This window comes from Fodinibius sediminis, assembly GCF_900182555.1.
GTDB lineage: Bacteria > Bacteroidota > Rhodothermia > Balneolales > Balneolaceae > Fodinibius > Fodinibius sediminis.
The window spans coordinates 180788-207698 of the sequence record NZ_FXTH01000006.1; the positions used below are offsets into that span (position 1 = coordinate 180788).

16 protein-coding genes and 1 pseudogene are annotated in these 26911 nt (G+C 49.1%); 8 read left to right on the plus strand and 9 right to left on the minus strand.

From position 1 onward, the window contains the following. Positions 1-2 precede the first annotated feature (2 nt). The 3 genes and pseudogenes from FN808_RS19440 to FN808_RS08635 form a co-directional block, all read right to left on the minus strand. Positions 3-221: pseudogene (locus FN808_RS19440) on the minus strand (DoxX family membrane protein); the annotation flags it as partial. Between the two features lie 69 nt (positions 222-290). After that, positions 291-959 (minus strand): cytochrome c biogenesis CcdA family protein, encoded by a 669-nt coding sequence (locus FN808_RS08630; protein ID WP_142714164.1) that lies wholly within the window; start codon positions 957-959, stop codon positions 291-293. 2 nt (positions 960-961) lie between these two features. Then, on the minus strand, positions 962-1504 hold the full coding sequence (locus FN808_RS08635; protein ID WP_185958313.1) for a peroxiredoxin family protein: 543 nt from the start codon (positions 1502-1504) through the stop codon (positions 962-964). 467 nt (positions 1505-1971) lie between these two features. Between FN808_RS08635 and FN808_RS08640 the strand changes: the two genes are divergently transcribed. Further along, positions 1972-2940 (plus strand): hypothetical protein, encoded by a 969-nt coding sequence (locus FN808_RS08640; protein ID WP_142714166.1) that lies wholly within the window; start codon positions 1972-1974, stop codon positions 2938-2940. Between the two features lie 157 nt (positions 2941-3097). Here FN808_RS08640 and FN808_RS08645 read toward each other — a convergent pair whose 3' ends face one another. The 4 genes from FN808_RS08645 to FN808_RS08660 all read right to left on the minus strand — a co-directional run bounded on the left by FN808_RS08645 (position 3098) and on the right by FN808_RS08660 (position 9585). Beyond that, positions 3098-4153 (minus strand): PepSY-associated TM helix domain-containing protein, encoded by a 1056-nt coding sequence (locus tag FN808_RS08645; RefSeq protein WP_142714167.1) that lies wholly within the window; start codon positions 4151-4153, stop codon positions 3098-3100. A 15-nt stretch (positions 4154-4168) separates the two neighbouring features. After that, positions 4169-6502, minus strand: coding sequence for a TonB-dependent receptor (locus FN808_RS08650; RefSeq protein WP_142714168.1), 2334 nt, complete (start codon positions 6500-6502; stop codon positions 4169-4171). A gap of 432 nt (positions 6503-6934) precedes the next feature. Then, entirely contained in the window at positions 6935-7915 is a 981-nt protein-coding gene (locus FN808_RS08655; RefSeq protein WP_142714169.1) for a sensor histidine kinase, read from the minus strand. Between the two features lie 56 nt (positions 7916-7971). Continuing rightward, positions 7972-9585 (minus strand): response regulator, encoded by a 1614-nt coding sequence (locus FN808_RS08660; RefSeq protein WP_142714170.1) that lies wholly within the window; start codon positions 9583-9585, stop codon positions 7972-7974. Between the two features lie 362 nt (positions 9586-9947). On the opposite strand from FN808_RS08660, the gene FN808_RS08665 reads away from it, so the two are divergent. From FN808_RS08665 to FN808_RS08685, 5 genes are all read left to right on the plus strand, one after another. Next, positions 9948-10688, plus strand: coding sequence for a glycoside hydrolase family 191 protein (locus FN808_RS08665; protein ID WP_185958314.1), 741 nt, complete (start codon positions 9948-9950; stop codon positions 10686-10688). 96 nt (positions 10689-10784) lie between these two features. Continuing rightward, a complete protein-coding gene (gene pelF / locus FN808_RS08670) occupies positions 10785-12338 on the plus strand; it encodes a GT4 family glycosyltransferase PelF (RefSeq protein ID WP_142714172.1) in 1554 nt (517 codons plus the stop codon). 3 nt (positions 12339-12341) lie between these two features. Next, positions 12342-13967, plus strand: a complete 1626-nt coding sequence (locus FN808_RS08675) for a hypothetical protein (protein WP_142714173.1) — start codon at positions 12342-12344, stop codon at positions 13965-13967. 27 nt (positions 13968-13994) lie between these two features. Next, positions 13995-16088: a hypothetical protein gene (locus tag FN808_RS08680; RefSeq protein WP_142714174.1), complete on the plus strand. Its 2094-nt coding sequence runs from the start codon at positions 13995-13997 to the stop codon at positions 16086-16088. A gap of 4 nt (positions 16089-16092) precedes the next feature. Then, complete coding sequence (locus tag FN808_RS08685) at positions 16093-20841, plus strand: DUF2194 domain-containing protein (protein WP_185958315.1); 4749 nt, start codon at positions 16093-16095, stop codon at positions 20839-20841. On the opposite strand, the gene FN808_RS08690 is transcribed toward FN808_RS08685, so the two are convergent. Then, entirely contained in the window at positions 20836-22014 is a 1179-nt protein-coding gene (locus tag FN808_RS08690; protein ID WP_142714176.1) for a DUF3492 domain-containing protein, read from the minus strand. The genes FN808_RS08685 and FN808_RS08690 overlap by 6 nt on opposite strands. A 496-nt stretch (positions 22015-22510) precedes the next feature. On the opposite strand from FN808_RS08690, the gene FN808_RS08695 reads away from it, so the two are divergent. After that, complete coding sequence (locus FN808_RS08695) at positions 22511-24517, plus strand: tetratricopeptide repeat protein (RefSeq protein ID WP_185958316.1); 2007 nt, start codon at positions 22511-22513, stop codon at positions 24515-24517. Between the two features lie 158 nt (positions 24518-24675). Here the strand turns inward: FN808_RS08695 and FN808_RS08700 are convergent, their stop codons facing one another. Next, the gene (locus FN808_RS08700; RefSeq protein WP_142714178.1) at positions 24676-25725 is read right to left on the minus strand and encodes a right-handed parallel beta-helix repeat-containing protein; all 1050 of its coding nucleotides are present in this window, start codon (positions 25723-25725) and stop codon (positions 24676-24678) included. Positions 25726-26110: 385 nt separating this feature from the next. Between FN808_RS08700 and FN808_RS08705 the strand changes: the two genes are divergently transcribed. Continuing rightward, complete coding sequence (locus tag FN808_RS08705) at positions 26111-26683, plus strand: CHRD domain-containing protein (RefSeq protein ID WP_142714179.1); 573 nt, start codon at positions 26111-26113, stop codon at positions 26681-26683. Positions 26684-26911: the final 228 nt, after the last annotated feature.

Genomic DNA, 26911 nt, shown 5'->3' on the forward strand with positions numbered 1-26911 from the left:
CGTGTTGCCCAGTCCGGGCCAACTCCACCCCACAGCATTAGCAGCGCGCCACCTATTTCAGCAACTCCAAGCAGTAATACCATTATAAATGGCATGCCCATCATCGCTGACACATCTCCTGCCATAGCTACTTTGGGAAACCCATGATAAATAAAGATTGCTGCTAACGATAATCGTGGCAACCAGTGTGCTATTCCCGAAAGTTTATTTAATTGATCCATATGTAGGTCCTGATCTTTAATAGTTATGAGTTACACCTATTGATGCTGACAAATCAACCTATCTTACGTTTAAAGCAATGCGGTCTGATAATAGATAACATAAGCTCCGGCTACCATTAGTAATCCACCGGTAATGCGTTCCATATGCGGAAGAATCTTATGCAGATATTTCTTAAGCCAATTTTTAGCAAAGGTGGAAAGCAAAATGGTTCCGATCATCATCCCGCTGATGCCCACAAAATAGGCTCCAATATACGAAGCGCCCAGCCAGAGGGTTGGGGCAGCCATGGCCTGTGTGGCAACCACCAGGAATAAGGGAAACAAGCAACCCAAGGCCCCAATGGCATAGGCCATTCCAAATACAAGTGCTTCGGCTGCTTCTGTTTGATGAGTGGGATTATTCATGTTGATGGAGAACGAGAGATCTTTTCCTGCTACCATAAAAAGCCCCATCCCAATCAATACAGCACCCATCCCCATGGCAATCCATTTCATGTATGCCTTGAGTACCTGCGCGGCTGCGATAATAAATCCACCGGCCAGGGCATATACCATCAGAATTCCCAGTATACTTAAAAATGCCAGCTTTAATCCTCGGTACAGGCGCCTTCCTATCGCAGGATCATCCTGCGAGTTACGCGAGATGAAAGCAACAATGTATCCGGGCAATAGTGCCACGGCACAGGGAGCCAAGAAGGCAAAAACCCCTTGTATAAAGGAAAAATAGACAAACTCCATACTTACTGACCCACTAACCGGTCAAAAAGCTTCCGGTATTCTTTTTCACTGAGAGCGGTCTTATTTTTCTGGAAAGCAATTTTGCCATCACGGTTGATGCCTACTGTTGTAGCCTGGCTTTCGACCCCAAAGTCTACCATAATCTGTGGATGTCCCCAGGTAGTGGGAAATGTAAAGCCTTTTTCCCTGGCCAATCTGGTCATAACCTCTCTGGTGTCGGTGGGATCTATCCCTATGGCTACAAAATCCAGTTCATCTTTATAATCGGGATACACCTCGGAAAGCACCGGCCAGTTTTTAGCACAAACAGGACACCAGGAAGCGGTAAAATAGACGACCATCGGTTTGTTTTCGCTCATCGTTGTTTGCAGGCTAACCGTATCGCCCTGGAGGGTTTCAACCTCGAAATTTGGCGCTTTTCTAAGCTCATCCGACCTGCTGATGGCCGTATTTTCTGTTGTAGGTTCTGAATCTTCGGCAGAGCAGGCTCCCAAAAAAAGTAACACCATAAGAAGAGCGGCAATACTAATGTCATTCCTTGTCATATTATTTCTTGGCCTAAAAATTTTAACGGTTATTTCATTCATTAGAGTAGGCACCGGGCGAAGATCTTACGAGAAAATCACAGGCTATTTTTGATTGAAGAGTTATCAGCCCAATGCAGAAGCTTCATCATGGCTTGAATGCGGAGAATCTCAATTTAAAGTCATTAATATTGAATCACGGCTGAATCTGTGCTTCTGAGTGGGTTGAAAAACAGGGAGACTTGTATGATGCCCTGGAACCAACTTTATTTTTTTTGGGAGAACAATATTCCCTGAACATTGTATATGTGTATTGAGGATGACTCACAAAAACATCTCATAAAGAATGCTGTTCCGGATTTCCTTGCCTATGGGTTTACCTGAGTTTCAACGGTTCAAAGATTCAGTTAAGGAAGTGGAGCCCGGATTTTAACTGACAGTTATGCCCGCTTTGCGGTAAATTTCATATGGCCAGTTTTACAATTTATATGTCCCGAAATAAGTATGTATTGCACTCGTGGTTTCTGTGTTTTTTTATTGCCTCCCTCGTCAATTTCCTGGCCCTGGGGGGATGCTCTACGAATGGGAAAAAGAAGGGCCACGATTCTAATCATGGTACCATTGAGAAGGATGATACTTATGGAAGGGCCATGGCAATGGGGCAAATCGACAACAGGGAAATTAACGAAGCCTCTGGCCTGGTGGTTAATCCAGAACATCCCTTTTCTCTATGGACCCATAATGACAGCGGGGATGAAGCACGGATATTTTTAATCCGGAAAAACGGGCACTTCCGGGCAGAGTACCAATTGGAGGGCGCTACAAACCGTGACTGGGAAGATATCGCGGTCGGACCAGGTCCCCAGCCGGACACCAACTATTTATACATCGGCGATATTGGCGACAACTATACCTTCTATTCCAGCTACGTCATTTATCGCCTGGAACAGCCGGAGGTCGCTGCCGGCACGGAAGACGGTCAACCTAGGAAAACCGTGACCGGTATTGATCAACTTCGTTTTGTCTACCCGGATGGAAGTCACGATGCTGAAACGCTGTTTATCGATCCCTCGACCCGGGACCTGTATATCGTTACCAGGCAGGAGACACATGACAGGGTGTACCGTTATCCTTATCCGCAATCCACTGCCAAGACTGATACCGTCGAATTTGTTTGCAAACTCCCCTTTAGCCAGTTCGCAGGCGGAGAATTGTCGGCCGACGGACAGACCCTTTTGTTGAAAACCCTCCCAAGGATTTTCATATGGCATCGTATGCCCGGCCAGTCGATTTCAGACATGCTTTCTGCCCCCCCCGGCGAACTTTCCTATGGCACAGGACCGCAGGAAGAGGCTATTGCAATCGGTCCGAGGGGAAACGGCTATTACACGCTGAGCGAATCCAAAGGCGAACCTGTGACGCTCTATTATCACCCGGCCAAAAATAAGAATAAGTGATAGCAGGGTTCACGCTCTTCTTTTCAAAAGTTCTGCTGGTCTGGATCCTTAAGCAAACAGATAATAAGAGACGAGAGCATGCTGTTTTACGGATGCTGGTAGAGTCGGGCTGATATCCTGCGCCTGTGGTGGCAGAGCATCCAGCCGCAGCAGGAATCTATCGTTTCCAGTTCACAAGGTAACCGGTAATGGAGAGTACAGGGATAGACAGCCCGGCAAGCAGGTATAGAATACGGATGGCTAGGCCCCCGAACTCCCCGGCGTGGAGGGGTTTCATGAGGGCGGCCAGCTGTGTCGTTGTCGGCTGATTTCGCATGAAATAGCGTTTCTCCAGGCTTCCCCGTTTCGGATGTACAGTTAGCCGGTTGGCGTAATGGTCGAAAAGAAAGAAATCATCTTGCATGCTTCCATAGACTGTTATCACCGAGGCAGGGGCTACAGGCAATTTGATGTAGGATGGAGTAAAGCCAGGATGGCTATCCGTTACATTAGCAAGAACAGTGGCGAGGGAAGCATGAATGGCGGGCGGATTGGGCTGCTCCTGCTGACCGGTTATTCGGAAACCGTTGGCAACGACCAGGTAGCAGAGGTATAGGCCGGTAATGGCGATCAACAGGTTGAATATGAGGGACCAGGTGCCCACCAGGTTATGCCAGAAGGCATACTTTTTTCGTCTCCTGCGTTTGTTAGTTGTCCATTGGAAGCTAAGCATCTTCAACAGTTTGTTGCGGTAGAGGTACAGGCCGGTCAGCAGGGAAAGCAGGAACAGCATACCGAGGATGGCGACGATAATGCGTCCGCTGAGCCCGGCCATCAGCGAATAATGCAGCTTCAGGGCGATCATGGTGACACTGCTGCGCTCGGAAAGTTCAGAAAGAATTTTTCCCGTCGCAGGGTGCGTATACACATGAATTTTCTTTCCCGGCCGTCGCAGGTCGAACAACAGCGGACGCGAGGCCTGTGCTGGCTTTAGATGAATGCGAATATTCCAGTGGGGATAGGCTTCACGGATCGTAGCCAGGGCCTTGTCGTAAGCAACCCCCGATTCCGTTTCGTGCGTACTTTCCAGTTCGGGTTCGTAAAAGGCGTGGTCAATGTTGTGCTGAAACAGCAGGATGCTTCCGGTCAGGCTCAGCAAAAGAAGACCCAGGCCGGCCATAATTCCGGCCCAGGTATGAAGAGCGAATATGTTGTTGGAATACTTTTTTATCATTTGCAGACAGCATTCCTACAGGTTGACGGAAAGGGTCAGCGTATAGTTGATTCCGTTGCCTTTTACGTAGGTGTCGTCACGCCCGTACCACTGGGAGATCACCGTATAGTAGTCGCGGTTGAGCAGGTTCTCGATTCCCAGCTTGAGGGTGGTGTTCCGGCTTATTTCATAAGACGAGTACAGATTCGCCAGAAAGTGCCCGTCTACCGGAGCCAGGCCGTAACCGTAGCTGCCATCCTCTGTCGGTTCAAAGTGCTTGCGTGATCCCATGATGCGACCCTGCAGGGACGCACTGAAGCGGGAGAGCGGATTGTAATCGAGGTAGAAGGTTGCTTTGGGCGGGGCAATACGGTTGGTGGGCAGAAACTGCTCGTAGGTGCCGTCGCTGTCATTATCAATTTTACCCTCAACGTAGGCATAGGAAGCGCCGGCCCGGATAGCGTTGGAAATATTCATATCTGCAGCCAGTTCGAAGCCATATACGCGTTCCGGGGCCCGTACAATCTGGTAAACCCCATCTACTTCCTTGTAGCTGGATCCCAGACTGGAGCTACTCAGGAAGAGGGATCCTTTCAGGAAGAGCGGGCTTAGATTACTGTTGAATCCAACTTCATAGTTATTCACTATGACGGCCTCCGACTGTACATTGGATACCGTATTTTCAGTAGCCCCGCGGAGGATGCGGCCCAGATCGGAAATAGAAAAGCTCTGGGAGTAGCTTACAAACGGTTTAAAGGATTCGTAGCGCCTATAGCGTAGTCCGCTGTTGAAAACCAGGGCATCATAATTGATATCTCCGCCTTTTACATCCACTCCGCCACTGGAACCGTCGCCCGTCCGCAGGGTTGTATAATCCGGAACAGTAATACCGATACCTTCCAGCCGGGCTCCTCCCTTCGCTACAATATGATCATAGAGATTGAAGGTAAGCTGTGCAAAACCGGCAGTATTCCACATATCCATTTCGGGGGCCCAGACACGTCCATCTACCAGTTTTTGAGCCGTAATATCATTCAGCAGATCCATTCCGTAAATCAGGTGTCCACTAACAGCAGGATTAAATTGGAATGGCGTTTCAAGGTTAATGCGTGCCCCCTTTTTGGTAGAAGTTATGGTGGATTGTCCGCCTTCGTAGAAGTAGCCGGAGTAACCGTATATCGTCTGGAAGTCCTGGTAATACAGTTTCGCATCCAGGTTGGTGCTGCCGACAATATCCTGGCTGATGAAACTCAGGTAGCCGTTGTAATTGTAGCGGGTTCCCTGGGGTACTCCCAGGTCGTCGCCCAAAACGCCGATGGCGGGTTCCGATCCATAGTGCCCGGCCTGCAATTTATATTTTGTCTTTTGTCGGCTGCTGTAAAAGTTGAACATTGCCTCGATACGGTTGTCGGGGTTGAGCTCATATCCAACTTTTCCAAAGGTGTTCACAATATCGGTCTCACCAAGTCCGTAGCGCGGGGAAAGGACTTCTCCGTTGGCGTCTTTCTTAACGCCGGTTTGTTCATACCGTCCTTGTACCACGTAGCTCAGCTCATTTATTTTTCCGGAGAACTGCTGGGCCACCTGTCCCCCCATCGTATTTCCCGGTTCCACCAGCAAGCCGGTATTACTCAGTGTTGTCTGGCTGCGCAGGGGATCATTTTCAGTGGGCATCAGGGTTATATAGTTTATGAATCCGCCTTCAGCATTACTGCCGTAAAGGGAGGTGGCCCCCTTAATTACCTCGATCCGCTGCAGCACACCGGGATCAATGGTGCGTACATCACGTCCGCCGCTGCGAAGGGGGGTAGACTGGGGGATACCGTCTACCATGACCACCATGTTGCGGCCCCTGAGGGTTTGTCCGGTATTGCTGGTGGTATTGGTACCCGGGCCTAGGCCGGGCACTGTATTAGCCAGCATATCCTGTACATTGCTGTTCATAGTTTCCTGGCGGCTCAGCTGCTGGTTGTCGACCACGGTCACCGAAGTGGTGACCTCATCAAGATTCTCAGTACGTCGGCTGGCCGAGACCGTGACTTCATTCATGTTGCTGACCGATTTATTAAGTCTGAAGTCGATGACCAGCTGTTCACCAGCCGAGATCGTGATGGATTTTTTTTCACTTTGATAGCCAACCGCCGTGGCAGCCAGCGTATAGCTGCCCGGCTTGATATTTGTAATTTGGTATGTCCCGTTAATGGTAGTGGAGCCCCCTTTTATGGTTCCTTCGAGTGCTACATTGATATAGGAGAGTGGCTCCTTGGATTCGGCATTGGTTACTGTGCCCCGGATGCTGGCGGCTTGCTGGGCGAATGCAGATCCAGAGCAAGCGAGTAGAAGAAGGGTGATCAGGTGCAGGCGTTTCATTTGACAGGAGTTGTTATTTAGATTTAGTATAAGTAGCTGTAATTCCGCCAAAGTATAACAGTCTTTTAAAAAAGGGGCAAAGTTTATTTATACTAAGTCTAAATATAGTTTAGTTACAGGCTTGGAAGCGCTGGGCTGAGATGGCTGAATCTGTGACGATGGCAATAGAATTGGCAGGTGGAATCCTGCTCTTATTGGAATATCAGTCAACATACACAGCTTTTGATGCTGATAGGATTTGTGCTTTCCAATGCAGTTTTCGTTCAGCTGCCTGAAATAGAAGAGGGGGGATTCAGGCGGATACTCTTTCCGGGAATTCAATAGGTTGTGGCTGGTCCGAAGATATGCTGCAGGCATCGTTGCTCGCGGATCGCTAGATCATGTACCCTCTTGACCAGGTGCAGGATGTATTTTCTGGTTCTGGTCAGACCGCTATTGGCAGAGGACGGGCTGCTGAGTCTCTATGGGTTTTGCATCGTTTGAGAGTTCTTCATTAACCGGAAGTGAAAACCGGAGAACGGTCTCACCTTCCTCGGTGCTCTCGAGGCTGATATCCCGCTCATGAAGATGAAGGGCCCGTTTGCAATAGGAAAGTCCCAGCTCAAGCGAGGAATCACTGCTGCCTGTATCGCCGGCCGTGTCCGTATTCTCAATGATTGCGTTAAGCTGTTTTTTTGAAGTACCCTTCAGATTACTCCTGATGGTAATCCCGGCGGTCCTTCCTGTCCGGGTCGCCTGTATTTTTATTACACTGCCCGATGGAGAATACTCTGCCACTTCCGACAGAAGGTTCTCCAGCGTGCGAAAGAGCAGGAAGGGATCACCCTTTACCTGAAGCTCTTCGGCTATGCTGATCTCCACGTGCTGCTTGTTTGTTTTAAGAATCGGTTCCAAATACTGCTGTATGCCTTCGACCAGGGCTGACAGCTGGATGACCTGGAACACCGGTTTCAGCTCTGCCTGTTTCATACGCTCAATATCCAGAATATTGCTCATAACCGAGCGCATAACAAGCCCCGACTTTTTCAACCGGTAATTTTCAGACATGCCAATGATCACATCCAGCGGCTTCTTGAGATCATGCGCAATAAGTTTCATCACGCTTCTTTTAAAAATTTTCATCTCGTTCAGCTCTTCTTCCTGCTGTTTCAGCAATGCTGCCTGCTTGCTGATGATCTGATCCTTTTTTTGCTGTCGTTTCCTGCTGAAGGCCCAGAGGCTGATGATCGCCAGTAGCATAAGCCCGCCCAGCAGGTATACCCAGCCTGGGATAACCGTTGAATTGGAAGGGACCTGCTGAAAGCCTTGGACGGCTCCCATGCTGATTGCGGGATGGCACAGTACATACAGCATTAGCAGTACAAGAGCAGATATAGTTCTGTTGTTTTGTTGTTCCCTAACTATTGGATTCATGAAACACCTCAACTTTTTAACAATGCCTGTAATATATTTTGGTGGAAGGTGTATGGTTATACACCAGAATTGACATTTTTATATTGGCTTGGATTGCTGCCAAAACGCTCCTTGAATATTCTGCTAAAGTGGGCCGCGGTATTGTAACCGACACTGTCGGCCACCTCAGCCACCGTCAATTTGCTATTCTCTTCCAGCATCCTGCGTGCCTTCCGGAGTTTGACCTCCCGTACAAATTCAGCCGGCGTATAACCAGTGTACGATTTCAGGTCGCGATAGAGTTGCCGACGGCTTGTGTTTACGCTTTGACTTAATTTCTCAATGGTAATCGTCTCATTGTGAATATGATTTTCTATATACTGAATTAAACGCTTGATGAAACTCTGTTCTTCCGATTCGTGCGACTGTTTGTCCGTTTCCCGTAAATATTTATCTCGTTCAAATTTTTGTCGCAGCAGGTTTTGTACCCTTGCTTTCAGTTCTGACTCGCTGAACGGTTTTACCAGATAATCACTGATTCCAATATTAAAACCATGAACCCGCGACTTCTCTTCTGCCATGGAGGATACTAAAATGATCGGAGTCAGGCGGTATTTGGCTTTGGAGCGAATTTTCTTAACCAGTTCAAAACCGTCTACTTTCGGCATGATGATATCCGATATGATCAGGTCCGGATCCGTGATAGCAAGTTTTTTAAGTGCTTCAGCCCCATTTTTGGCAACTTCCAGCCGTACTCTCTCTTCCTGAAGGATTGAAGATACAAATCGACGCAGGATCGGATCATCTTCCACAATTAAAATCGAGGTATCGTCTCCGTCCGGGTTAAAACCCACCGGCGACAAAGGGGCCCCCACGACCGTTGCAGGGTCGGGATAGGGCCCCCAGTCATCCAGTGCGCTCTCTCTTATCTTCGCATTCGTAATACTTTCAGCGTCCTTGGGAAACGTCAGTAAAATGGTGGTACCCTCCTGATCATTTCCGGTAACCGTCATTTCTCCTTCGTGAGCGTCGACCAGCTGGCGTACAATGGAGAGGCGGACACCAAAAGAACGATTCTTTCCAGGGTGGATATGCGCATCAGCATCCAGTTCGTCAAAGGTGTCGGGCCGCGAAATAGGGTCCCCCCCATGGGATATGGTAAGCTGCAAATTTTCTTCAGTCTCTGCCAGTGCGAGCTGTATTCGGTCCCCTTCGGGGGTTAACTGAAGCGCATTGGTAATGAGGATGATAAGGATTTCTTTCAGCTTCGAGGGATCCATTGTCTGGACAACCTCATAATCGGGAAGATCGGTTACCAGTTCAATGCCACGCTGTTCGACCTTGTTTGCAAAAAAAGCAGTATAAACCTGTAACAGGGTACGAACTTCAATTTCTGTGACTTCAAGCTCATCATCAGTCTCATTCAATCGGGCAACATCCTGCAGTTGATCCGCCAGTCGATTCAGATGGCTTAGCTTCTCAATAAGTTCGGACAGTGGTTGGGCGCTTTCCTGATCCCTGGAGAGGTTTTGCTTCAATTTTTTCAGCGGATGATTCAGGAGAGCCAGGGTATTGCGAAACTCTTGCGATACATCGCTGAGCAGCTCATTTTTAAGCCGCACGGATTCCCGCGTTCGGGGCAGGTGTTCCCGATCATTCCTTAAGCTTGTTTTATTGTTTTTGTCACCCATTTTTTGCCCGCTCAGCGGTTTATTTATATACACCACGTACTATTGCTGTGATGGAGTATATCTGATATTTAATATCAATTGCAACATTTGTCACAATAGTGATAGGTATTAGGCACATCTGTTTAGGTGGAATCAAATTAGGTTAACCATCGAAAATTTCACACGAGGAGATATTGCTATTCGGGAGATGATTTTCCCTCTATTGTTGTGAAGGTTAAGTAGAGAAACAATAATTCCTGAAACAAACGACCATTCAGGCCGAAAGGCTTCATATGAAGCATACTTATTTTTATCCTTTTAGCATAATACTGTTGATGTCGATGGTAGTGGCTATTACCAACTGTTCTACAGAGAGAGCAATCATGAAATATGGCGTTCATTACGGAAAGGTTGAACTCGGTGATATCGAAGGCTATGACCTGGTCATTCTTGAACCGGAGCAGTATAGCAGGCAGCAGATTGCAACCCTGTCGCAGTCGGCGACGGATATCATCGGTTATATCAGCATGAGTGAGGTGAACCCACATCGCTGGTATTATCCCCTGTTTAGAAAGGCTGGCTTCCTGGGAAAAAATGAAAACTGGAACAGTTACTATATCGACCTGAAAGATTCGACCGTTCGATCGGTTTTGCTCGACCAGGTTGCTTCTGAAATCATGGAAATGGGCTTCGACGGTTTGTTCCTGGATACCGTGGACGGGGTCGCCCCCCATACCGACCGGGGGCACCTGCAGGATGAGATGGTGGAGTTGATCCGGGAGCTCGACCGACGGTTCCCGGAGGCTTACATCATCCAGAACCGGGGAATATTCCTGCTGCCGCAATCCTCCGCCCATATTGACGCGGTGATGGTAGAGGATGTCACAACGCGATATGATTTTACATCGGGACAGTATTCGATACGTTCTGAAACAAGCTATGCAGAACATGTTCGTTGGATTCACTCATTTGCGGATACGCTGAAAAAGCCGGTCTTGCTGCTGGACTATGCGGTCGAGGAAGAGATGAAAAAACAGGCAACAAAACGGCTGGATACGCTCGGTCAGCCTTACTTTATCAGTAATATTCAACTTGATACGCTTCCGGGAAGAGTGGGAAAGTAGGGTTGAAGAGGGTCTGTTGCGAGAGGCTTATCCTTCCCGCAGAATGGCCTGGATAGATGTTTCACAAAGGATAAATCATAAAAGAACAGTTGTACTTTGAGCGATAGATTACATGTGTTGTTACAAACCCAGGGAGCTTACCCCTTTGTCAAAGGAGGAGGGGTGTCGACCTGGGCTGAAATGCTGTGTAACGGCCTAGCCGGGGAAATTGATTTTCATATTTACAGCGTGGTGGGAAGTCCGCATCTGGATCTTCAGTATGAGCTGCCCGGGAATATCACCGACATCACCAAGGTACCACTGTGGGGAGCTGAACTCCCCATGGCCTATTATGAACCCGACCGTTCTTTTTCGTCGATGGTTCTGGAGCAGGAGCTGACAACAGAGGGAGTAATCGAGAATATTTTTTTCCCCCTTTTCGAAGAGTTTCTGACCTGCCTGTTTCATCCTGTCGAAAGCAGTCCCCGCGATATAGGCCTGCTTTTCTACCGAATGTGGAAATTCTTCCAGGAGTTCAGCTACAAGAAAGCCCTTCAGAACGAACGGATATGGAGTTGTTTTGATCGAAAAGTAAAGGAGTACTACCGTTCGAATGATCTTAATCGCCAGATTGAATCGTTCAATCTACTGGAACAGACCTTTGGCTTGCGTTGGCTCTATCACTTTTTGATGCCCCTGGATGTGCCCGTGCCGAAAGTGGATGTGTCGCATGCTGCTTCATCGGGACTGCCGGCTCTGCCATCTATTATCGGCAAGTTAGAATACGGAACGCCCTATATTGTAACTGATCACGGCGTATGGATTCGTGAACGGATCAAGAATCTGAACGAGGATAAAGAGCTGGGGTTTCATTCCAAGAGGCTTCTGACCAATCTCTCCATCATTATCTGTAAAACAGCTTACTATTATGCTGACCTTGTGACCCCGGTGACCAGCATTCACAGAAGCTGGGAGGAGGAATTTTCGGCGGAAGCTGAACAGATCAAACCGGTTGTCAATGGGGTGGATATTGATAAATTCCGGCCCTGCAGCGTGCCGGCAGAGGAACAATACGTGCGACCAACCGTGGTGGGGCTGGCAAACTTATTTCCGCTTAAGGATATCAAGACAATGATCCGTACATGCAAAGCCGTCCGAAAAGAGATTCCGGAGGTCCAATTCCTGCTTTACGGGGACACGACCGTGGATGAATCCTATGCCGCGGATTGCAGGCGGCTGGTCGAGCAATTGGGCCTTGAGAATCATTTCTTTATCAAGGGCTTCCATGATAATCCGGTGGAGGTCTACAACAAGGCGGACCTATCCATACTGACCTCCATATCGGAAGGAGCGCCTTACACGGTTTTGGAGTCCATGAGTTGTGCCTGTCCGGTAGTGGCCACAGATGTAGGCGGAGTTCGGGAAGTGCTCGAAGATTGTGGAATCATACCGGAGCCGAGATCGGTGGAGGGGCTTGCCGAAGGGGTTGTCAAACTTTTGAGAGACGATGAATTACGCGAGTTGCTCGGCAAGAAGAGTCGAAAAAAAGTCATAGAGCAGTTTGGTTCCGCTGGCACCATATCAAAGTACCTCGAAAACTACCACAGTGTTCGGCGGATGGAAGGAATCCCCGACGACCGGCAGAAGATGAATATGTTAAGCTATGCATAGGCTGTGAGAGGTATAACGACCCGAAAAATAGACAGCGCATTCATCAAGGAACTGAGCGGCAGGGTACGTCGGCATCTGCCCAACCCCACCTCGAAATATGCCGTGGCAATCCAGCTGGAACTGATGGGAATCACGGATCGGAAATTACGGGAAAGGATGGACAGCGCTACGCTGTTTGGCATAGCCGGGCGAGTGTATGAGCAGATTCAGGAGGATATCGCCGGGGAAAAGGAAGCGAAGCAGCACCAGCATTCGTTTAACCTGTCGGCGGCACAGATATGGGAGCGGGTGGGGGCCTTCTTAAAATATTACGGATCCGGCTTGATATTTATGGCGCCGATGTTTTCGCAGATTCTTTCCGTGATTTTTATCGGGTATTCACTGTGGGCATGGCTTTATTTCAATGAATTACAGGCCACGGTCGTGGCTATAGGAACCATCATCGCCTTTATCGCGACAGGGGGGATCAACCTTGTAACGGGCCGGGAAATATCCTTCTACATGGGGCAGGAAAATTATGAGCTGTCCTACCGGGTAGCCAGCAAGAATGTTATTACGGGGCTGTTTTCCCTGGTTGGAATGGGCGTACTGGTTTATGCATTGAATATTGTGATTCCATTCTTTCCACACCAGCTGATGATCCTGAGTTCGGTTTATGCCTTTTTTATCGGCATTTGGCTGCTCTCCTCGACGGTGCTGTACGCCCTGCAGAAGAATTTCATGATTCTGTTAAGTGTCATTGTGGGTACCATCGTTTTAGTAGTGGTCATGGATGGCTATGATTTTGGCATCTATTTCGCTCACTGGATTGGCATGTTCGTTTCTTCCCTGGTCATGATCCTGTATGGATTTATCTATTTCAACAGGCTAATGGCCGAGAGTGACCAAAGTACAACCGGGCAGGGCCTGCCCCGTTTTGAGGTCAGGTACTATAATAATTACCGGTATTTTATTTATGGCACCTGTTACTTCCTTTTTCTCTTTATAGACCGCATCATGGCCTGGTCGACGGGAACTCCGCCGCCCGCATATATTATCTGGTTCGATACCTCCTACGAACTGGGGATGGACTGGGCTCTGATCTGCCTTGTATTTATTACTGCCTCCCTGGAATACAGTATCAACAGGTTTTCAAACCTTATACTGCCCTTCCAGAAAAAAACAGATATCCAATACCAGAAAGATTTCGAGAATTTTTTCAGGCATTATTATGTGCGTCAACTGGTTTTACTCATGGTTGTCGGGATTATCTCAATTTTGGGCAGCTACTTCCTGGTGACCAGCTTGAAGGATCTGGCAGGTGATGTTGAGATTGTGAAGGACTTTTTTTCCAGTAAGATACTGACCAAGGTTTTTTGGCTTGCCAGCATTGGGTACCTCTTCACCTCCTTTGGCCTGTTGAATACCTTGTTTTTCTTTACACTTGGCCGCCCTCAAAAGATTGTCAAGGCTATAACTTCGGCCATTCTCATCAATATTCTTGTTGGCTTTGTCTCGAGCAGAATGGTTTCCTATGAGTATGCTGTCTTGGGGCTGGTGGCCGGGGGAATCACCTTTGCGGCGATTACGACCTACGACACACGGAAGCTGTTCAAGAACCTGCATTACTACTACTATTCAGCCTATTAAACAGGAGAGAGGAAGGAATGAGGCACTATGATACATCTATTTACCGCTGATCTCTTATTTGCCCAGTTTCGGCTTTTGTTCTGGGGCTATATCCTATTTAGCCTGCTGCCGCGGGCATTCCGACTGTCCTCCGACAGTCCGTGGATTGGACAGCGGGTACTGGTTTACTGGGGCTTTATCGGGTCCATGATTCTCCCCATTGTCATAGGGCTGGCTCTTTTTAGACTCTACGACCTGGCAGGAATCCTCATCACACTGCTGGCCATTATTGCCACGGTTCAGGTGGTGGGTCGCAAAAGGGCCGGCTGTGACAAGGGTCGGGGGGAACCGGCATCCGGGGCCCATGGAAAACCGAAAGGTCATTCCCGGTTTTTGATTTGGCAGATAAAAAAAATCGAACGCCTGACCAATTTCATTAACAAGTGGAAAAAGGGCGAATCCGCAATAACCTTCCCTCGTCTTTTTACAGGTATATCCACAGGAAAGCCTTTTAATACCTCCCTGTTCATGACAGCCCTGCTGGGCGGTGGGTTGCGGCTGATTCCGGTTGTCAAAGATCCGGTACCGGCCACAACCGGGTGGTTCTATGCCCTGCAGAATATTAAACAGTTCCGACTGCAGAATCTGTCTTCTCTCCTGCCCGAACCTTTCGGTTTCTATGGTTTGCTCAGTTTTACGAGCCAGGTGACCCAGATACAGCCCGAACTGCTTTTACACCTCGTTGAAAGCCTGACCGTCTTTATCCTTTGTTTTTTTATCTACCAGATTGTTCAATGGGCAGCCCGGACAGACAGAAGAATCTCGCATATCGCTGGACTGCTTGCGGTCATTGTCTATGCCGTTGCGCCAATTCTGGTCATGCACAATGCTTTTGATCCCGGGCTTTACTACAGCAAGGCCACCCTGGCGATAAGTTTTGCCATTCCCTGTGTGTACAGCTTCTATTATATCTCTGCAAAATTCAGCTACCGACTATTATTCAGTCTGTCACTCCTGGCGGTGGCCTCGATCGACCTGTTTATATTCGTTTACATTCTGCTGCCACTTCTGGCTGTGGTCTGTACCTATTTCCTGGTGGTTGCAGGCTGGCAAAAAAGCATCGGGAAGGCAGGCATGTTAATAGGCGCTACAGCTGCAGTTATTACCATTTATGCTACTCTTATTTCCTATTACGGTCTGTCGTACCGCTCTTTTTTACTCTGGCAGTTCTTTAACCCGGAGATCTATAATCCGGGCTCCCGGCTTTCTGGGATCCAGCTGCCGCTTTTGTGGTACGGCTTTTGGACCGGTCTGGGGTTTATTCTGCTGAATGGCATCCTGGTGCTGAAAGGGCGAAAGTCTCGGCTGCTGGAGCTCTTCCTGTTCATGGTCTTCTGTTCCATGGCATTGCTTTATCATCCGAGCCTGAATACTGGTTTCAGCTGGGTATATAATGATCAGCTGCTCAGCTTTTTTTCATTTATTACGGCTGTCTTTTATGGGCTTATAGCACTTAACGTGGTTCGGTTCGTGCATGACCTTTCGTCCAAAAAAATGTTGTCGTGGACCACTATTCCGGTTCTGTTGATATCAATTACCGGGGCTACCTATGTGCAGTATCACTTTCCCCGGAAAACGGAGGTCCCGCCAACCCTGCCGTCTGGTTTTTTTGAGTCCTATTACCAGATTGCAACCACACGGATTCCATACACCTACACGGTGGTTGGACCCGAAATCATGCAAAGCCTGAGTACCAACCGCAATGCATTTATGAGCTACAGTTTCTTTCTCAACAATTTCAGCCGGATTGACTCCCGGTATGCTCAAAAAGTGGAAACTACGGATGAACCCATCAGGGAAATAAAGTTTGAATACCGGCCCAGTCCAAGCATGTTCCTTTTTGTTGCCAAGGCCCCCTATGTCTTTCAGCACCAGATGGTTGTGGGAGGAGAGGATATGATGCGGCGGATGCACCAGTGGGTCCGGGAATACCGCCGGAAGCCGGGACGGACGGTTGAGCTTTATTACGAAAATGAGCATTGCATCATTTATGAGTTGAAGTATGAGACAGGAACCTCCCGGATAAATCCGGAACTGTTCAGGGTACAGACCAACGAACCTTTCCCGCTTTTCAATGAATAAGGCTATGATAAAATATATCCTTATCGGTCTGATCCTGGCAGGGACAATGGCGGCCTGTGACAAAAGGACAAATCCGATCCCTCTGGAAGCGGCCCCCGGTCCGGCCGTGGAATCAGCCCCGCTGGTGCATATTGTATACGATGCGGATGATTCGCTCAGTGTTGTCATGTTTGATCATCTTGAAGAGATACTGGCCTCCTCAAAATTACCCTACAGTGCGACTGACCTGCAATCGGCGCCGGCCTCCATACCCGAAACGGCGCGGACGACCTTTTTGACAACCAACCCAGAGCAGAGTGATTCGACCTATATCCGTGAGTTTGTCCCTTATGTGAATGCCGGCAATAACATGATTATCACCCGGCCCATCTGGAACCCGGAGCTGATGTTCTTGATGGGCATCAGGCCCAATGTGGCACCACAGACGGACTCAACAGCACGAGGGGTGATCTTTGACAGGGAAATTTTCCCCGGTTTCAGGGGGGAGGCTGACTCCCTGGGCTGGAGTGATGCCCACGGGGGCTTTTCAGGGGACACTTTTAAAGCGGGGGTAGAGGTCATAGCGACGGCGACATCCCCGCGCAGCTATCCGGTGATAACGGAGCACCGTATCGGCGGTGGTCGGGTATACCTGTACAACAGCTACACATTTGGCAATTTTCTTTTCAGGCACGCCTTTTTCTCAAACCTGCTCAGAACCCTGCCGGGTATCCCATACCCGGTGAGTAATGTATCAACCATTTTCCTGGATGATTTTCCCGCACCCTACTACAACACCCTGGAACAGCCCATTGCGGAAGAATACGGGATCACACAGGCTGAGTTTGTGCATGATATCTGGTGGCCGGACATGAAAGAGCTGGCCGATTCGCTCCGGATTACCTACACAACAGCCCTGGTATTCAACTATAATCAAAGAATGCTGCCGCCCTTTAACTTTGACGAATGGCGTATTGGTAAAGTTGAAGCCGAGCCCGAAGTTCGTGATGTGAGCCCGTTGCTTACCGAGGATGTGATGCAAAGCCGTCATGAGCTGGGATTTCACGGATATAATCACATTTCCCTGGAAAGGGCGCCCTGGAAAATGCCGCGATACATGTTCCTGGCTGCTGAAGCTGCCCGGCGCATGTGGCTGATTGAGGGGTATGGCGATTACCCCGTCACCTATATACCGCCGCACAATATTATAGATTCTACAGGGATCAGGAATCTTGTCAAGGGGATGCCGGCCCTGCGCATTCTCAGTTCCATCAAACAGGGAAGGGTGGCCGAGGGAGGAGGCAGAGGGTTCGGGGAGGATCCTTATGCGCCGGCTCTTTACACCTATCCACGGACGACAGATGGATACTACAATCTGAACAGGTCAATTTTCACCCAGCACGGCCAACTATTGCAGCATGGGGTCTGGAATCACTTTATTCATCCCGATGATGTATATGACACGGATGAGGGAGGAAAATATGAGGAGTTTGATCCCAGGAATCCGCTGAATCTGGGCTGGAAAAGCGGGCTGGGAAGAGGCAGGACAGGGTTGTTTCCCCTGTTTAAAAAGCGGCTCGAGGATACAAGAGACTGGTACCCGCTGCTTCGGTTCCTGCCGGCCCACCGGGGCGCAGAAATAGTGAGGCAGCTGCAGCATACACCGTATCAGTATAGAATATCGGAGGATTCTGTGCGGTTAAGAGCCATTGAATCGGTGCCCGGTTCCGGTACGAAATACTGGTTCATGTATGTACCGGGCGAAGACGATCCGCAGATGCAGGAACTGGTGCGGGAGCTGAGTATTGACTTTGCCAAAACATCGATATGGGAGGGGCATCTCTATCAGTTTTCCACGGAACAGGCAGGTCTGGCATTGCCCCGGCTGTCCCCATCCCGTTCCCGCAGCCGGTCCCTGACTATTGAAGCATTAAATGCACAGGTTGAGAATTACAAGCAGGTCAGAAACAACGTCCAGAATCCCGGTCTCTCCTTTACCGTCCGGGGGCTGGACAGTCTTAAGGAAGCCTATGCACAAAATCCGCAGTCTGATCAGCTTTTGGCTGAGATTGTACGAGTCGCTGCCGGCATCGATCAAACCGAAGCAGTGATCCCCTTGCTCGAGGAGCGTATTCTGAATCAACGGCAGTGGGATCCCATGCAGATTGAACGGCTGTTAACGTTCTACGGCTGGGAGGGACAGCCGGAAGCCTCCTGGGAACTCCTGGAACGACGGTGGCCCCAGTATCCGGATACGACCACGCTGCAACTCAGGGATACCGTTGCTAGCCGGTACGGCTGGCCGGATCTGCCAACTCAGCGTACCTGGCTGCTGCGCGAACATGAGCTTTTCCCGGAGCGAGTCGATATAAACCAACGGGTGGCCTGGACTTTTGCCACCGATTCTACATGGGATATTGCAAAGAATGCGGCACAGGAGCTCATCCGTACGGTCCCCCGGTCGGATACGCTCTATGCCTTTACGCTCCAGCGATCGTTCTGGTACGATTCCACTGAGGCCACGCTGGAACTCGTGGAGCAGTTTCCACCCCGGACCTATGAGCAGTTGCGGCCTTTTGCTGATGAGCTGGCGTACCTATATGCCGGTCAGCAGAATTATGTCAGAGCCGTGCAGTGGGCCGACCGGGCTTTTGTGTTTGATCCGTCAACCAGGTTTTATTGGCAGCAACTGCGGGCGGATACTGATTCAGCGCAATTCCGATCCCGGGGCCTCAGGGCGCTTCAGCAGAATCCGCAATCCGATTCTCTGCGTTCATATATTGGACTGAACCTGCTGTACCAGGGGTTTCGCAAGGAAGCCTATTCCGTTTTGCGTCCTTTCCTGGAGAATCAGAAGCCGGACAGTGTCGACAGGGTTATTCATACGGAAGTGGGATACATGCCCTACCAGGAACGTCTGGATCTGTACCAGTCTTATCCCTCTTTTTTTAACGATACACTTCGAAGCCAGCTGTACGAGCAATATGCGGCTAATCACCGATTCAGTGTTAATCCCTACGGTTCATACCGGACCGACAATTTTGACAATACTGTTGCCGAGGCCGGGCTCAGAACCCGTTTGCAATCAGGCGGCAGCGGCATCCATACGCTGGCCCTTTCCAATCTGTTTGTAGGTTCGCGGGTGAGCCGTCAGCTTCGGGAAGAACGGCTATACAAGATCAATTATGACTATGGCCGGAGTTTTATGCAAGAACGCCTGCAGGTTCATATGGGGGGAGGGGTGCAGTACCGGCGCGACCGGTTTTTTTCGTCAGTCAAAACAGGATTTGCTTATGCCGGCGACCGTTCGTACACAAGCAGTGAATTCAGCTTCAATCCTGTGTATACCAATGCGGCTATCGAGGCCGATATCAAAGAGCTGCGGACGACGATTTACCGAGAGGACCGATGGGTGGATCAGTACTTCCGAACCGCCCTATCGGGGCAGGCACGGTATTACAGCGACCGTGTGTTCCACTATGAGGCAGGGATGACCGGGTTTATCTTTCCTTTTGATATCGGACTGGTCGAACTTTCGCCTACGGCATACATCTCTTACGCAGATGCCACGGTGCACCGCAATTCAGGAATTCCTTACTTCACCCCAGATAACCTGATTACATCCGGCGGGGGGCTCGCAGCTTCGTATGTACTTCCGGAAAGCAGTACCGATATCCGGATCCAGACCAGGGCTAATCATGACAAGGATACCCCGGTATTCGGCTCCCTGAATGCGTCTGTATCCGCCCCCCTCACCGATTATGCATCCATTGAGCTGGGAGGGTATTTTTCCAGCAGTGAGGCCTATCAATCCAACCAGTTCAGCTTTTCGCTGCGGTTCGACATTCCCCGGGGGTTCCCCGAACCCGAAAGAAAAGATCGCCGCAGCCCTTCCGACCGGTCCCTTCCAACCCGCGAGACTGTTTTGCCAGATCTTGCCGGCAGACGAACGCAGTCACCATTGTATCATATTCTTGGACAAATTTCACTGCCCGATTCCGTGGCTTCGGTTGGCCTGCATAATCACCGGGTCTATTACCGCAGGGTGGATGGAAGGAGAGAGGGAATGGTAAAGACGTACTACGATGGCTCTTTTTTTATAGAAAATATGGTTGAGGGGGCGTACAGACTTTGGTTGCATCCTGCAGATTCAACCTTCAGGGCCGCAGAAGACACGACCTTGGTAGAACTTCACCCTCCCCTGGAACAGCAGGTACGTACTGGTGTTGAGTTTGTGGTACACCCCCGAACGGAGGTACGACGGGAAGCATCCGGGGAGAGCTATTCTGTTGAGCTGGGCCGCGAGGAGACCCTGCCCGAAGCCATCGCACTGGTCAGGCGACATCAGCAGAAGCACAATATTATAGCCAGCCTTTTTTACGACCAACAACAAAACCAAATTGTTCTACGGGGGGACGAAAGCTTTGCAAGCCGGGAAAAAGCGGCAGGCTGGATAAGGGACAAAAACGGCGCGATGGAGCATGCGACGTCTGTTTATTCGACGGATGCTGACAGTAATATGGTGCCGGTTACCTATCGTTTTCAGTTCGGTTCTTTTACAGACAGGGATCATGCCCGGGAGTTCGCTGCTGGCATCCGGGAAAAAATTGATGAGTATGAAATTTCCCTGAGCATTGATCCCGTACGGGGACTGTATATTGTTGGAACGGGGGAAATGAGCGATTGGCACCGGTCCCGGGAAAAATTGAACGAACTTAGACAGGTAGTGGGTGAGTCCAGTGTATTTCGAAATATTAAGCCCCGGAATTTATGACGGCCGGGCACTGCTCGTCAGGCAGGAGGAAAGTTCTTTTCTGTAGGATTCAAAGATGATGCGCCAGGTATGCTTTTCTTTGACCCTCCGGTGGCAGTGATCAACTTTTTCGCGCCATTGTTTTTTGTCTGCCCACAGCTGCAAAACAGCATCGGCAAAGACGGGAATGGGACAGGCATCATCAAAGGTTACCGCATATTTTTCTGTAACATCACCGACCCGCCAGCCCACGGGGAGTATTCTCCTGGAGAGAGCCTCAAATAAAACCAGGGGCTGTGATTCGTTGTGACTGGTGATACAGAGGGCATCCATGGTATCGATGTGTGCCCTGGCAGGTTGGTCCCAGATGAGTGTCAGGTTTGGGATCGTCTTTGCAAGCGTACAGACCTTCTGCGCCAGCTGTTTTTCACCGGCATCGGACAGCATCATGACGCACCGGGCCCTTTCACCGAGTTCCCGGGCAAGGGCAATAAATTTCAGAGGATTCTTCATTTCAGCACATCGGCCAATCCATCCGAGCGTGAGCATGCCGGACCAGGGTTTCTCGTCCAATAACCAGGAGGCCTCCACCCCATTGGGAATATACGCTATATCACGGGCACCCAGCAACCGCTGGTCGGCCATATTGCATTCAGAAACTGAGATTATAAGATCGGATGCCTGATATACTTTTTGGGCCGTCTTTCTGAAAAGATGAGAGATAAACTTCTTTCCGCCATGGGCTTCTGAAATCTCATATCCGCACTCCAGGGCTACGGCACCCATATCGACCTCTTTCCAGTAGAGGGCATGTTCGGTCAGTAGCAAGGGGGTGTCATACTGCTGAGCCAGGGCCATCCCCAGCCATCCTGCAAATCCGGTGTTGGCGACATGCACACAGCTCGCATTATCGATAATCCTGCGATCTATTCTTCGGACAGACTCTGCGGCCCAGTCCTTCATATCCTGTTCCCAGTCAATATCGATTATGGGGGGTGGGAACCGAAGAAAATGAGTCACATGAGACGGGACCTCATACAGGGCGTCTTGTATGGAAGCATTCCTGAAGGGGTCAGTGGCAATTTGAAGTAGTGCAAATTCTGTATCTTCAAATGCTCCCAGGTATTGTGACACCCATTCACTGACTCCCCCTCTGTACCACGGGTAGGTTCCCTCAATTACCAGGATGATCATAGTGACGTTCAAGTAGTGTTAAAAGTTAACTATGGGTTATCGTTTCAGAATAGTAATTCCTGCACTCATGCTTACTTTCATTCTCAGCTGTATCGATAAATGGATTTTAGAGTTATCGATAATTTATTTCATTTGCCTATCGTTCCGCGGAATCTTTAATTTATTCTGTCAATATAAATTTTTAGAATAGCTATAATAACCAGCATCTCCAGAATATCCACATGGTGAAGTTTTATTGATCTATATCTATTGCTTTTTATGAAACAGATCTCCAATAGTATTCAAATAATGGACAGGATATGTTAGATGATGAAATTTATTTTGGTAAAAACCACAGGATTTAGGTTTATTGGAGCGATAATAAAGGACGTTAGGTTATTTGGATAATATGCGGTTGGTTTCTTTGATATTATTTCTTTTTGTTGTTGTTTTTTCTGCACCTGGGCAGATAAAACAGCAACCGGCGCCATCGGAAAAGCAGGCTCAGGCGTTTTCGATGAACGACCGTATCATGCTCATTGTCGGGCGGGCGGATTCCCTGAAGAAGGTGGGCGAGATACAGGAGTCGATACAACTGCTTAAAAAAACCCAGCCGGTGGTTGAATCGGTGGGGAAGTCCAATCTTGAGCAGCTGGTGAAGATCCAGCTGGCCGACAGTTACCTGAGCAATAATAACCCCGATTCGGCCGAAAAAATACTCGCCGGGTTGTTGAATAAATTTTCAGAAATGGCAAAAAAAGCCGAGGTTTTAACGCTGCTGGGCCGATCATACATGGATATGGGAAGGTATGAAGAGGCGATTGCCCGGCAGGAGGAGGCCAGCGCCCTGGTTGACTCGGTGCGCCAGCCCCGGATATATGGCAGGATTCTGCTGAACAAGGGAACGGTACACGAGGAAACGGGGAATTTCGGTTCTGCCTTCAATCATTATCTCAGAAGCATCGACATTGCAGAAGCCACCGCCGACAGTGTCCTGCTGGCGACGGCCCTCAATAATATTGGAGTGGCTTACAATAATTATGGCCAGTACGAGGAGGCGGAACACCACCTCCAGCAGGCAATCAAAATGAATAGGCAGATTAATAACCGGGTTGGGCTATTGCGCTCCGTTGTCAACCTGGCGATTTCCCAGGATCAACTGGGGAATTTCGATCGATCCATTTCGCTGTATCAACGGGCTGTTAAGCTGGATGAAGAAGTACGAAAGAACACTCCTCCCTTCCAGATCTATTATAATATGGGACAGCTCTACAAGAAAAAGGGAGAACTGGACAAGGCCGAAGCGTATTACCTGCAGTCGCTGGAGTACTGTAAAAAAGCGGGTATCCCGCAGGGATTAATCTATAATTACGGCGGGCTGGCCAATGTGGCGGAATTGCGGGGCAACTTCTCGAAATCAGAAAACTATTATAAACGGGCGTTAAACATTGCACGGAAAATAAGTATCGCCCCGCTGGAGCGGGATGCCCTGGAAAGCCTGTATGATTTGATGAAAAGCCAGGGTGCGTATGAAGAAGCCTTGAACTACCACGAGAAATTTGTAGTGATATCAGACAGCCTGCAGAATGTATCCCGCCAACAGGAGATTGAAAAAGCGGAAACCAAACTGGGGCTGCGCCGCCAGGAGGAAATCAACCAGCTGCTGCAGGAGAAACAGGAGCAGCAGCAGGCGCGTATTGCAGTCCAGAACTGGATGATAGGGGGTACCGTTGCCATTATTTTTATCATATCCATACTGCTGTTGCTGTTGTCGCGGTATAATGCAGAGAAGAAAAAGGCCAATGCAAAACTCGAGTCCCAGCAACGCCAGCTTCGGGAGCTCAATCAGGTCAAGGATAAAATACTGGCGATTATCTCGCACGACCTGCGCTCACCGATGGCATCTATGAAGGTTATGCTTCAGATGCTGGAACGGAAAAAGTTAAGCAGGGAGGAGGTTGAAGAGGTGAGTACCAGCTTGAAAATGCGCATCAGCCAGAATATCAACATGATGGATAACCTGCTGGCCTGGGCGCGTGAGCAAATGTCAGGACTGGAAGTCAACACGATTTCTCTGAAAGCGCATGACATCGTCGAGGAGGTAATCAAGAACTTTGAGTTCCAGGCGCAGGGCAAAAAAATATCATTGCGAAATGAGGTCCCCGACCATATTCAGGTTCAGGCTGACCTGAACCTGTTTTCGCTTGTAGTACGGAACCTGTTGTCGAACAGCATCAAGTTTTCCCACGAAGGGGATGATGTGGTGGTACGCACAGCTGAAAATACAGACGGCTCGGTTGTGTTTGAGGTCGCCGACCAGGGGATCGGCATCTCGGAAGAAGACAGGGAGTGGCTTTTTTCAGAGGGCGGTAAACCGCGGCTTGGCACGAATAACGAAAGCGGAAGCGGACTTGGCCTGCAGCTGTGCAGGGAATTTTTGGAAAAGCAGGACGGAGAAATTGCGGTAGAGAGCAGGGAGGGAGAGGGAACAACCTTTAAATTCAGCCTGCCCAAGGCATCTTGATACTGTCAATGTTATGTAAGATATGGGACTGCTGAGGTATAGGCCGGGTCGTACAATAGACGAAGGTTATCCTTATTTTGATTTCAGGAAAGGGAAGACCCGTAAAAGTGGTCCTCCCCTTTGAAAAATTGAACACAGCTGAATAAAGCGGCTCCTATTTATATCCCCTGCAGGGGTGTGGGCGTTCCTTTTATCATGGCATCCCCTGTACCGTCGAAGATAGCAGTGGTAAAGCCGTGGACGTGATTGCCGGTTACCCTGGCGTTCGGGCTTCCGGGAAATATGTAGATTCCCACAGCACCGGTCCCCGGGGGACTGCTGAAGGTGTTTCCGGCCAGATGATTGTCGCTGCCCCCTATCCAGGCACCGTAGGCTTTGAAATCAAACTCAGACTGACTGACAATTTGAGAGCTTGTGCTGTTGCCGGTAACTTTATTTCCCGTGCCAAAGAGAACAATGCTCACTTCATTATTCTGAAAAGTATTATTCGTGACCCTGGAGTTCGATGCGCCAAGCATAGAGACTGCGGATGAAGCGAAATTTGAATCGCCATCCCACCAATGGCCACTTATGTCGTTATTAATAATAGCAGCTGTGGCTTCCCCGTCTACCTGGATGCCATTTTCAGCCCAGTCTCCTTTTTTTGGGCCGCTTCCGGCAATGGTATTACCCTTGATGGTTACTTCGGTAAGAGCGCCGCGCACCACTATGGCAACCCGGTGGTTGCCAGTCACTTTGTTCATAGAAACCATTCCCCGGGCCCCATCCTCAAATCGAATGGGGATATACTGGCCTGCAAAATCTGTCGAAAACGCTGAATGATGCACTGTAACATTTCCACCCTGGTTCCATATACCGGTTTTTTCTCCACTATTTCCCGTCTCTTGAATAATGGTGGTATTCTGTACCATGGCATTTTCAGGGGCATTTTCATCGAAATAGATCGCGATGTCGCAATCATGATTTGTAAAATTGATGGTGGCATTTTTTACGGACTGGTTGACGTATAGGGCCGTCTGGCCGGTGTCGCCAGCACTTTTACAAGAGGCCGTTCCACCCGGGGCATGGCTGGTATTCGACTTTTTTTCAATCGATTCGATCTCTGTAGTTGAATCACTTGAACTGCTTATTCTGTTATCACAGCTCAATGTGAAAAAAGTTGCAGCTAAACATATTCCCGACAGCAACAGCAATTGTGTTGATTTCATAACTATTCTCCGTTGAATGATTTTGATGTTAGTGAGCGAGCGAATGGAAAGAGGTCTTCTTTGCTCAACGATTATAGAGGTGTCTGTTTATCCCCGTAAATGACGCCCCGCCAATGGCTCTCTCTTGTATTTATCTGTAACTAATGTATTAATAGCAGGTTAGCGAATCAAGTTGATTTGGATAATAAAGAAAGTATTGTTCCGGGATTCCAATCTGTAGGGTAAGGCAACCCCAGCACCCGGTTTTCTGTATAGACTAGAAAGGTGTTGCTAATCCTTGCCGCTGCAGCAGCACGTCTTCGTTAACGGTTAAAGGGAATAGCTGTAGGAGATAAGGCAGGATTGCACATCATGTCACAAACCAGAATAAATAAGAGGGATTATTATGAAGACCAATAAAGGATGGATCATCGGATTACTGGCAGGTACATTATTGACGGGGTATGGGTGCGAAGACCAACCGGTCAAATCCACGCAGCCCGGGCAGGAACAAGCCACGGCCCTGCAGGAGGTCAAGGGAAAGGCTCATATAGCAGCCGATCATGAACAGCGCAATTTCCGCACTCATCTCAAGGGTAGAAACGAAGTTCCCCCCGTTGAAACAAAGGCCGAGGGACAGGCCCTGTTCAAAGTAAACAAGGAAGGCACGTCTATTTACTATAAACTCTTAGTATCCAATATCGAGAATGTGTTGATGGCTCATATACACGTTGCACCTCCCGATGAAAACGGGGGCGTGGTCGTTTGGCTCTACCCTGCTTCGCCTCCCCCGAAACTTATTGAGGGACCCTTCCAGGGAGTACTGGCTGAAGGCGAAATTACAGCCGATGATCTTACAGGGGCATTGGAGGGAGCGACACTGGATGCTTTGATTGATGAAATGGAAGCCGGAAATACCTATGTGAATGTTCATACGACGCAGCATCCCTCCGGCGAAGTGCGCGGACAAATCGAATAGCTGTAGAACAGAAGGGGTAGCTAAACGTACGGCAGCCTGATTCTTGCTGCAGCTTTGATCAAAAAACATTGTAGTTAATCGCCTGTATCGCCAGACAGGGATACAGGCTATTTTTATACCTCCCATGTTGATGCTGGCAGGTTTATACGCCCTGATTTTACAAAATTGTGCATATGGGTGTAGCAATATTAGTTGTGAGTATGTAATATGTTTATACAAAGATTCTCA

What these genes read in the sequence shown, in the direction of transcription:
- FN808_RS08655 (WP_142714169.1), bottom strand. Translation starts at nt 7,915, where the DNA reads ATGAATCCAATAGTTAGGGAACAACAAAACAACAGAACTATATCTGCT.
- FN808_RS08695 (WP_185958316.1), top strand. Translation starts at nt 22,511, where the DNA reads ATGAACGACCGTATCATGCTCATTGTCGGGCGGGCGGATTCCCTGAAG.
- FN808_RS08680 (WP_142714174.1), top strand. Translation starts at nt 13,995, where the DNA reads ATGATACATCTATTTACCGCTGATCTCTTATTTGCCCAGTTTCGGCTT.
- FN808_RS08685 (WP_185958315.1), top strand. Translation starts at nt 16,093, where the DNA reads ATGATAAAATATATCCTTATCGGTCTGATCCTGGCAGGGACAATGGCG.
- FN808_RS08660 (WP_142714170.1), bottom strand. Translation starts at nt 9,585, where the DNA reads ATGGGTGACAAAAACAATAAAACAAGCTTAAGGAATGATCGGGAACAC.
- FN808_RS08705 (WP_142714179.1), top strand. Translation starts at nt 26,111, where the DNA reads ATGAAGACCAATAAAGGATGGATCATCGGATTACTGGCAGGTACATTA.
- FN808_RS08665 (WP_185958314.1), top strand. Translation starts at nt 9,948, where the DNA reads ATGAAATATGGCGTTCATTACGGAAAGGTTGAACTCGGTGATATCGAA.
- FN808_RS08650 (WP_142714168.1), bottom strand. Translation starts at nt 6,502, where the DNA reads ATGAAACGCCTGCACCTGATCACCCTTCTTCTACTCGCTTGCTCTGGA.
- FN808_RS08640 (WP_142714166.1), top strand. Translation starts at nt 1,972, where the DNA reads ATGTCCCGAAATAAGTATGTATTGCACTCGTGGTTTCTGTGTTTTTTT.
- FN808_RS08635 (WP_185958313.1), bottom strand. Translation starts at nt 1,504, where the DNA reads ATGACAAGGAATGACATTAGTATTGCCGCTCTTCTTATGGTGTTACTT.
- FN808_RS08630 (WP_142714164.1), bottom strand. Translation starts at nt 959, where the DNA reads ATGGAGTTTGTCTATTTTTCCTTTATACAAGGGGTTTTTGCCTTCTTG.
- FN808_RS08645 (WP_142714167.1), bottom strand. Translation starts at nt 4,153, where the DNA reads ATGATAAAAAAGTATTCCAACAACATATTCGCTCTTCATACCTGGGCC.
- FN808_RS08700 (WP_142714178.1), bottom strand. Translation starts at nt 25,725, where the DNA reads ATGAAATCAACACAATTGCTGTTGCTGTCGGGAATATGTTTAGCTGCA.
- FN808_RS08690 (WP_142714176.1), bottom strand. Translation starts at nt 22,014, where the DNA reads ATGATCATCCTGGTAATTGAGGGAACCTACCCGTGGTACAGAGGGGGA.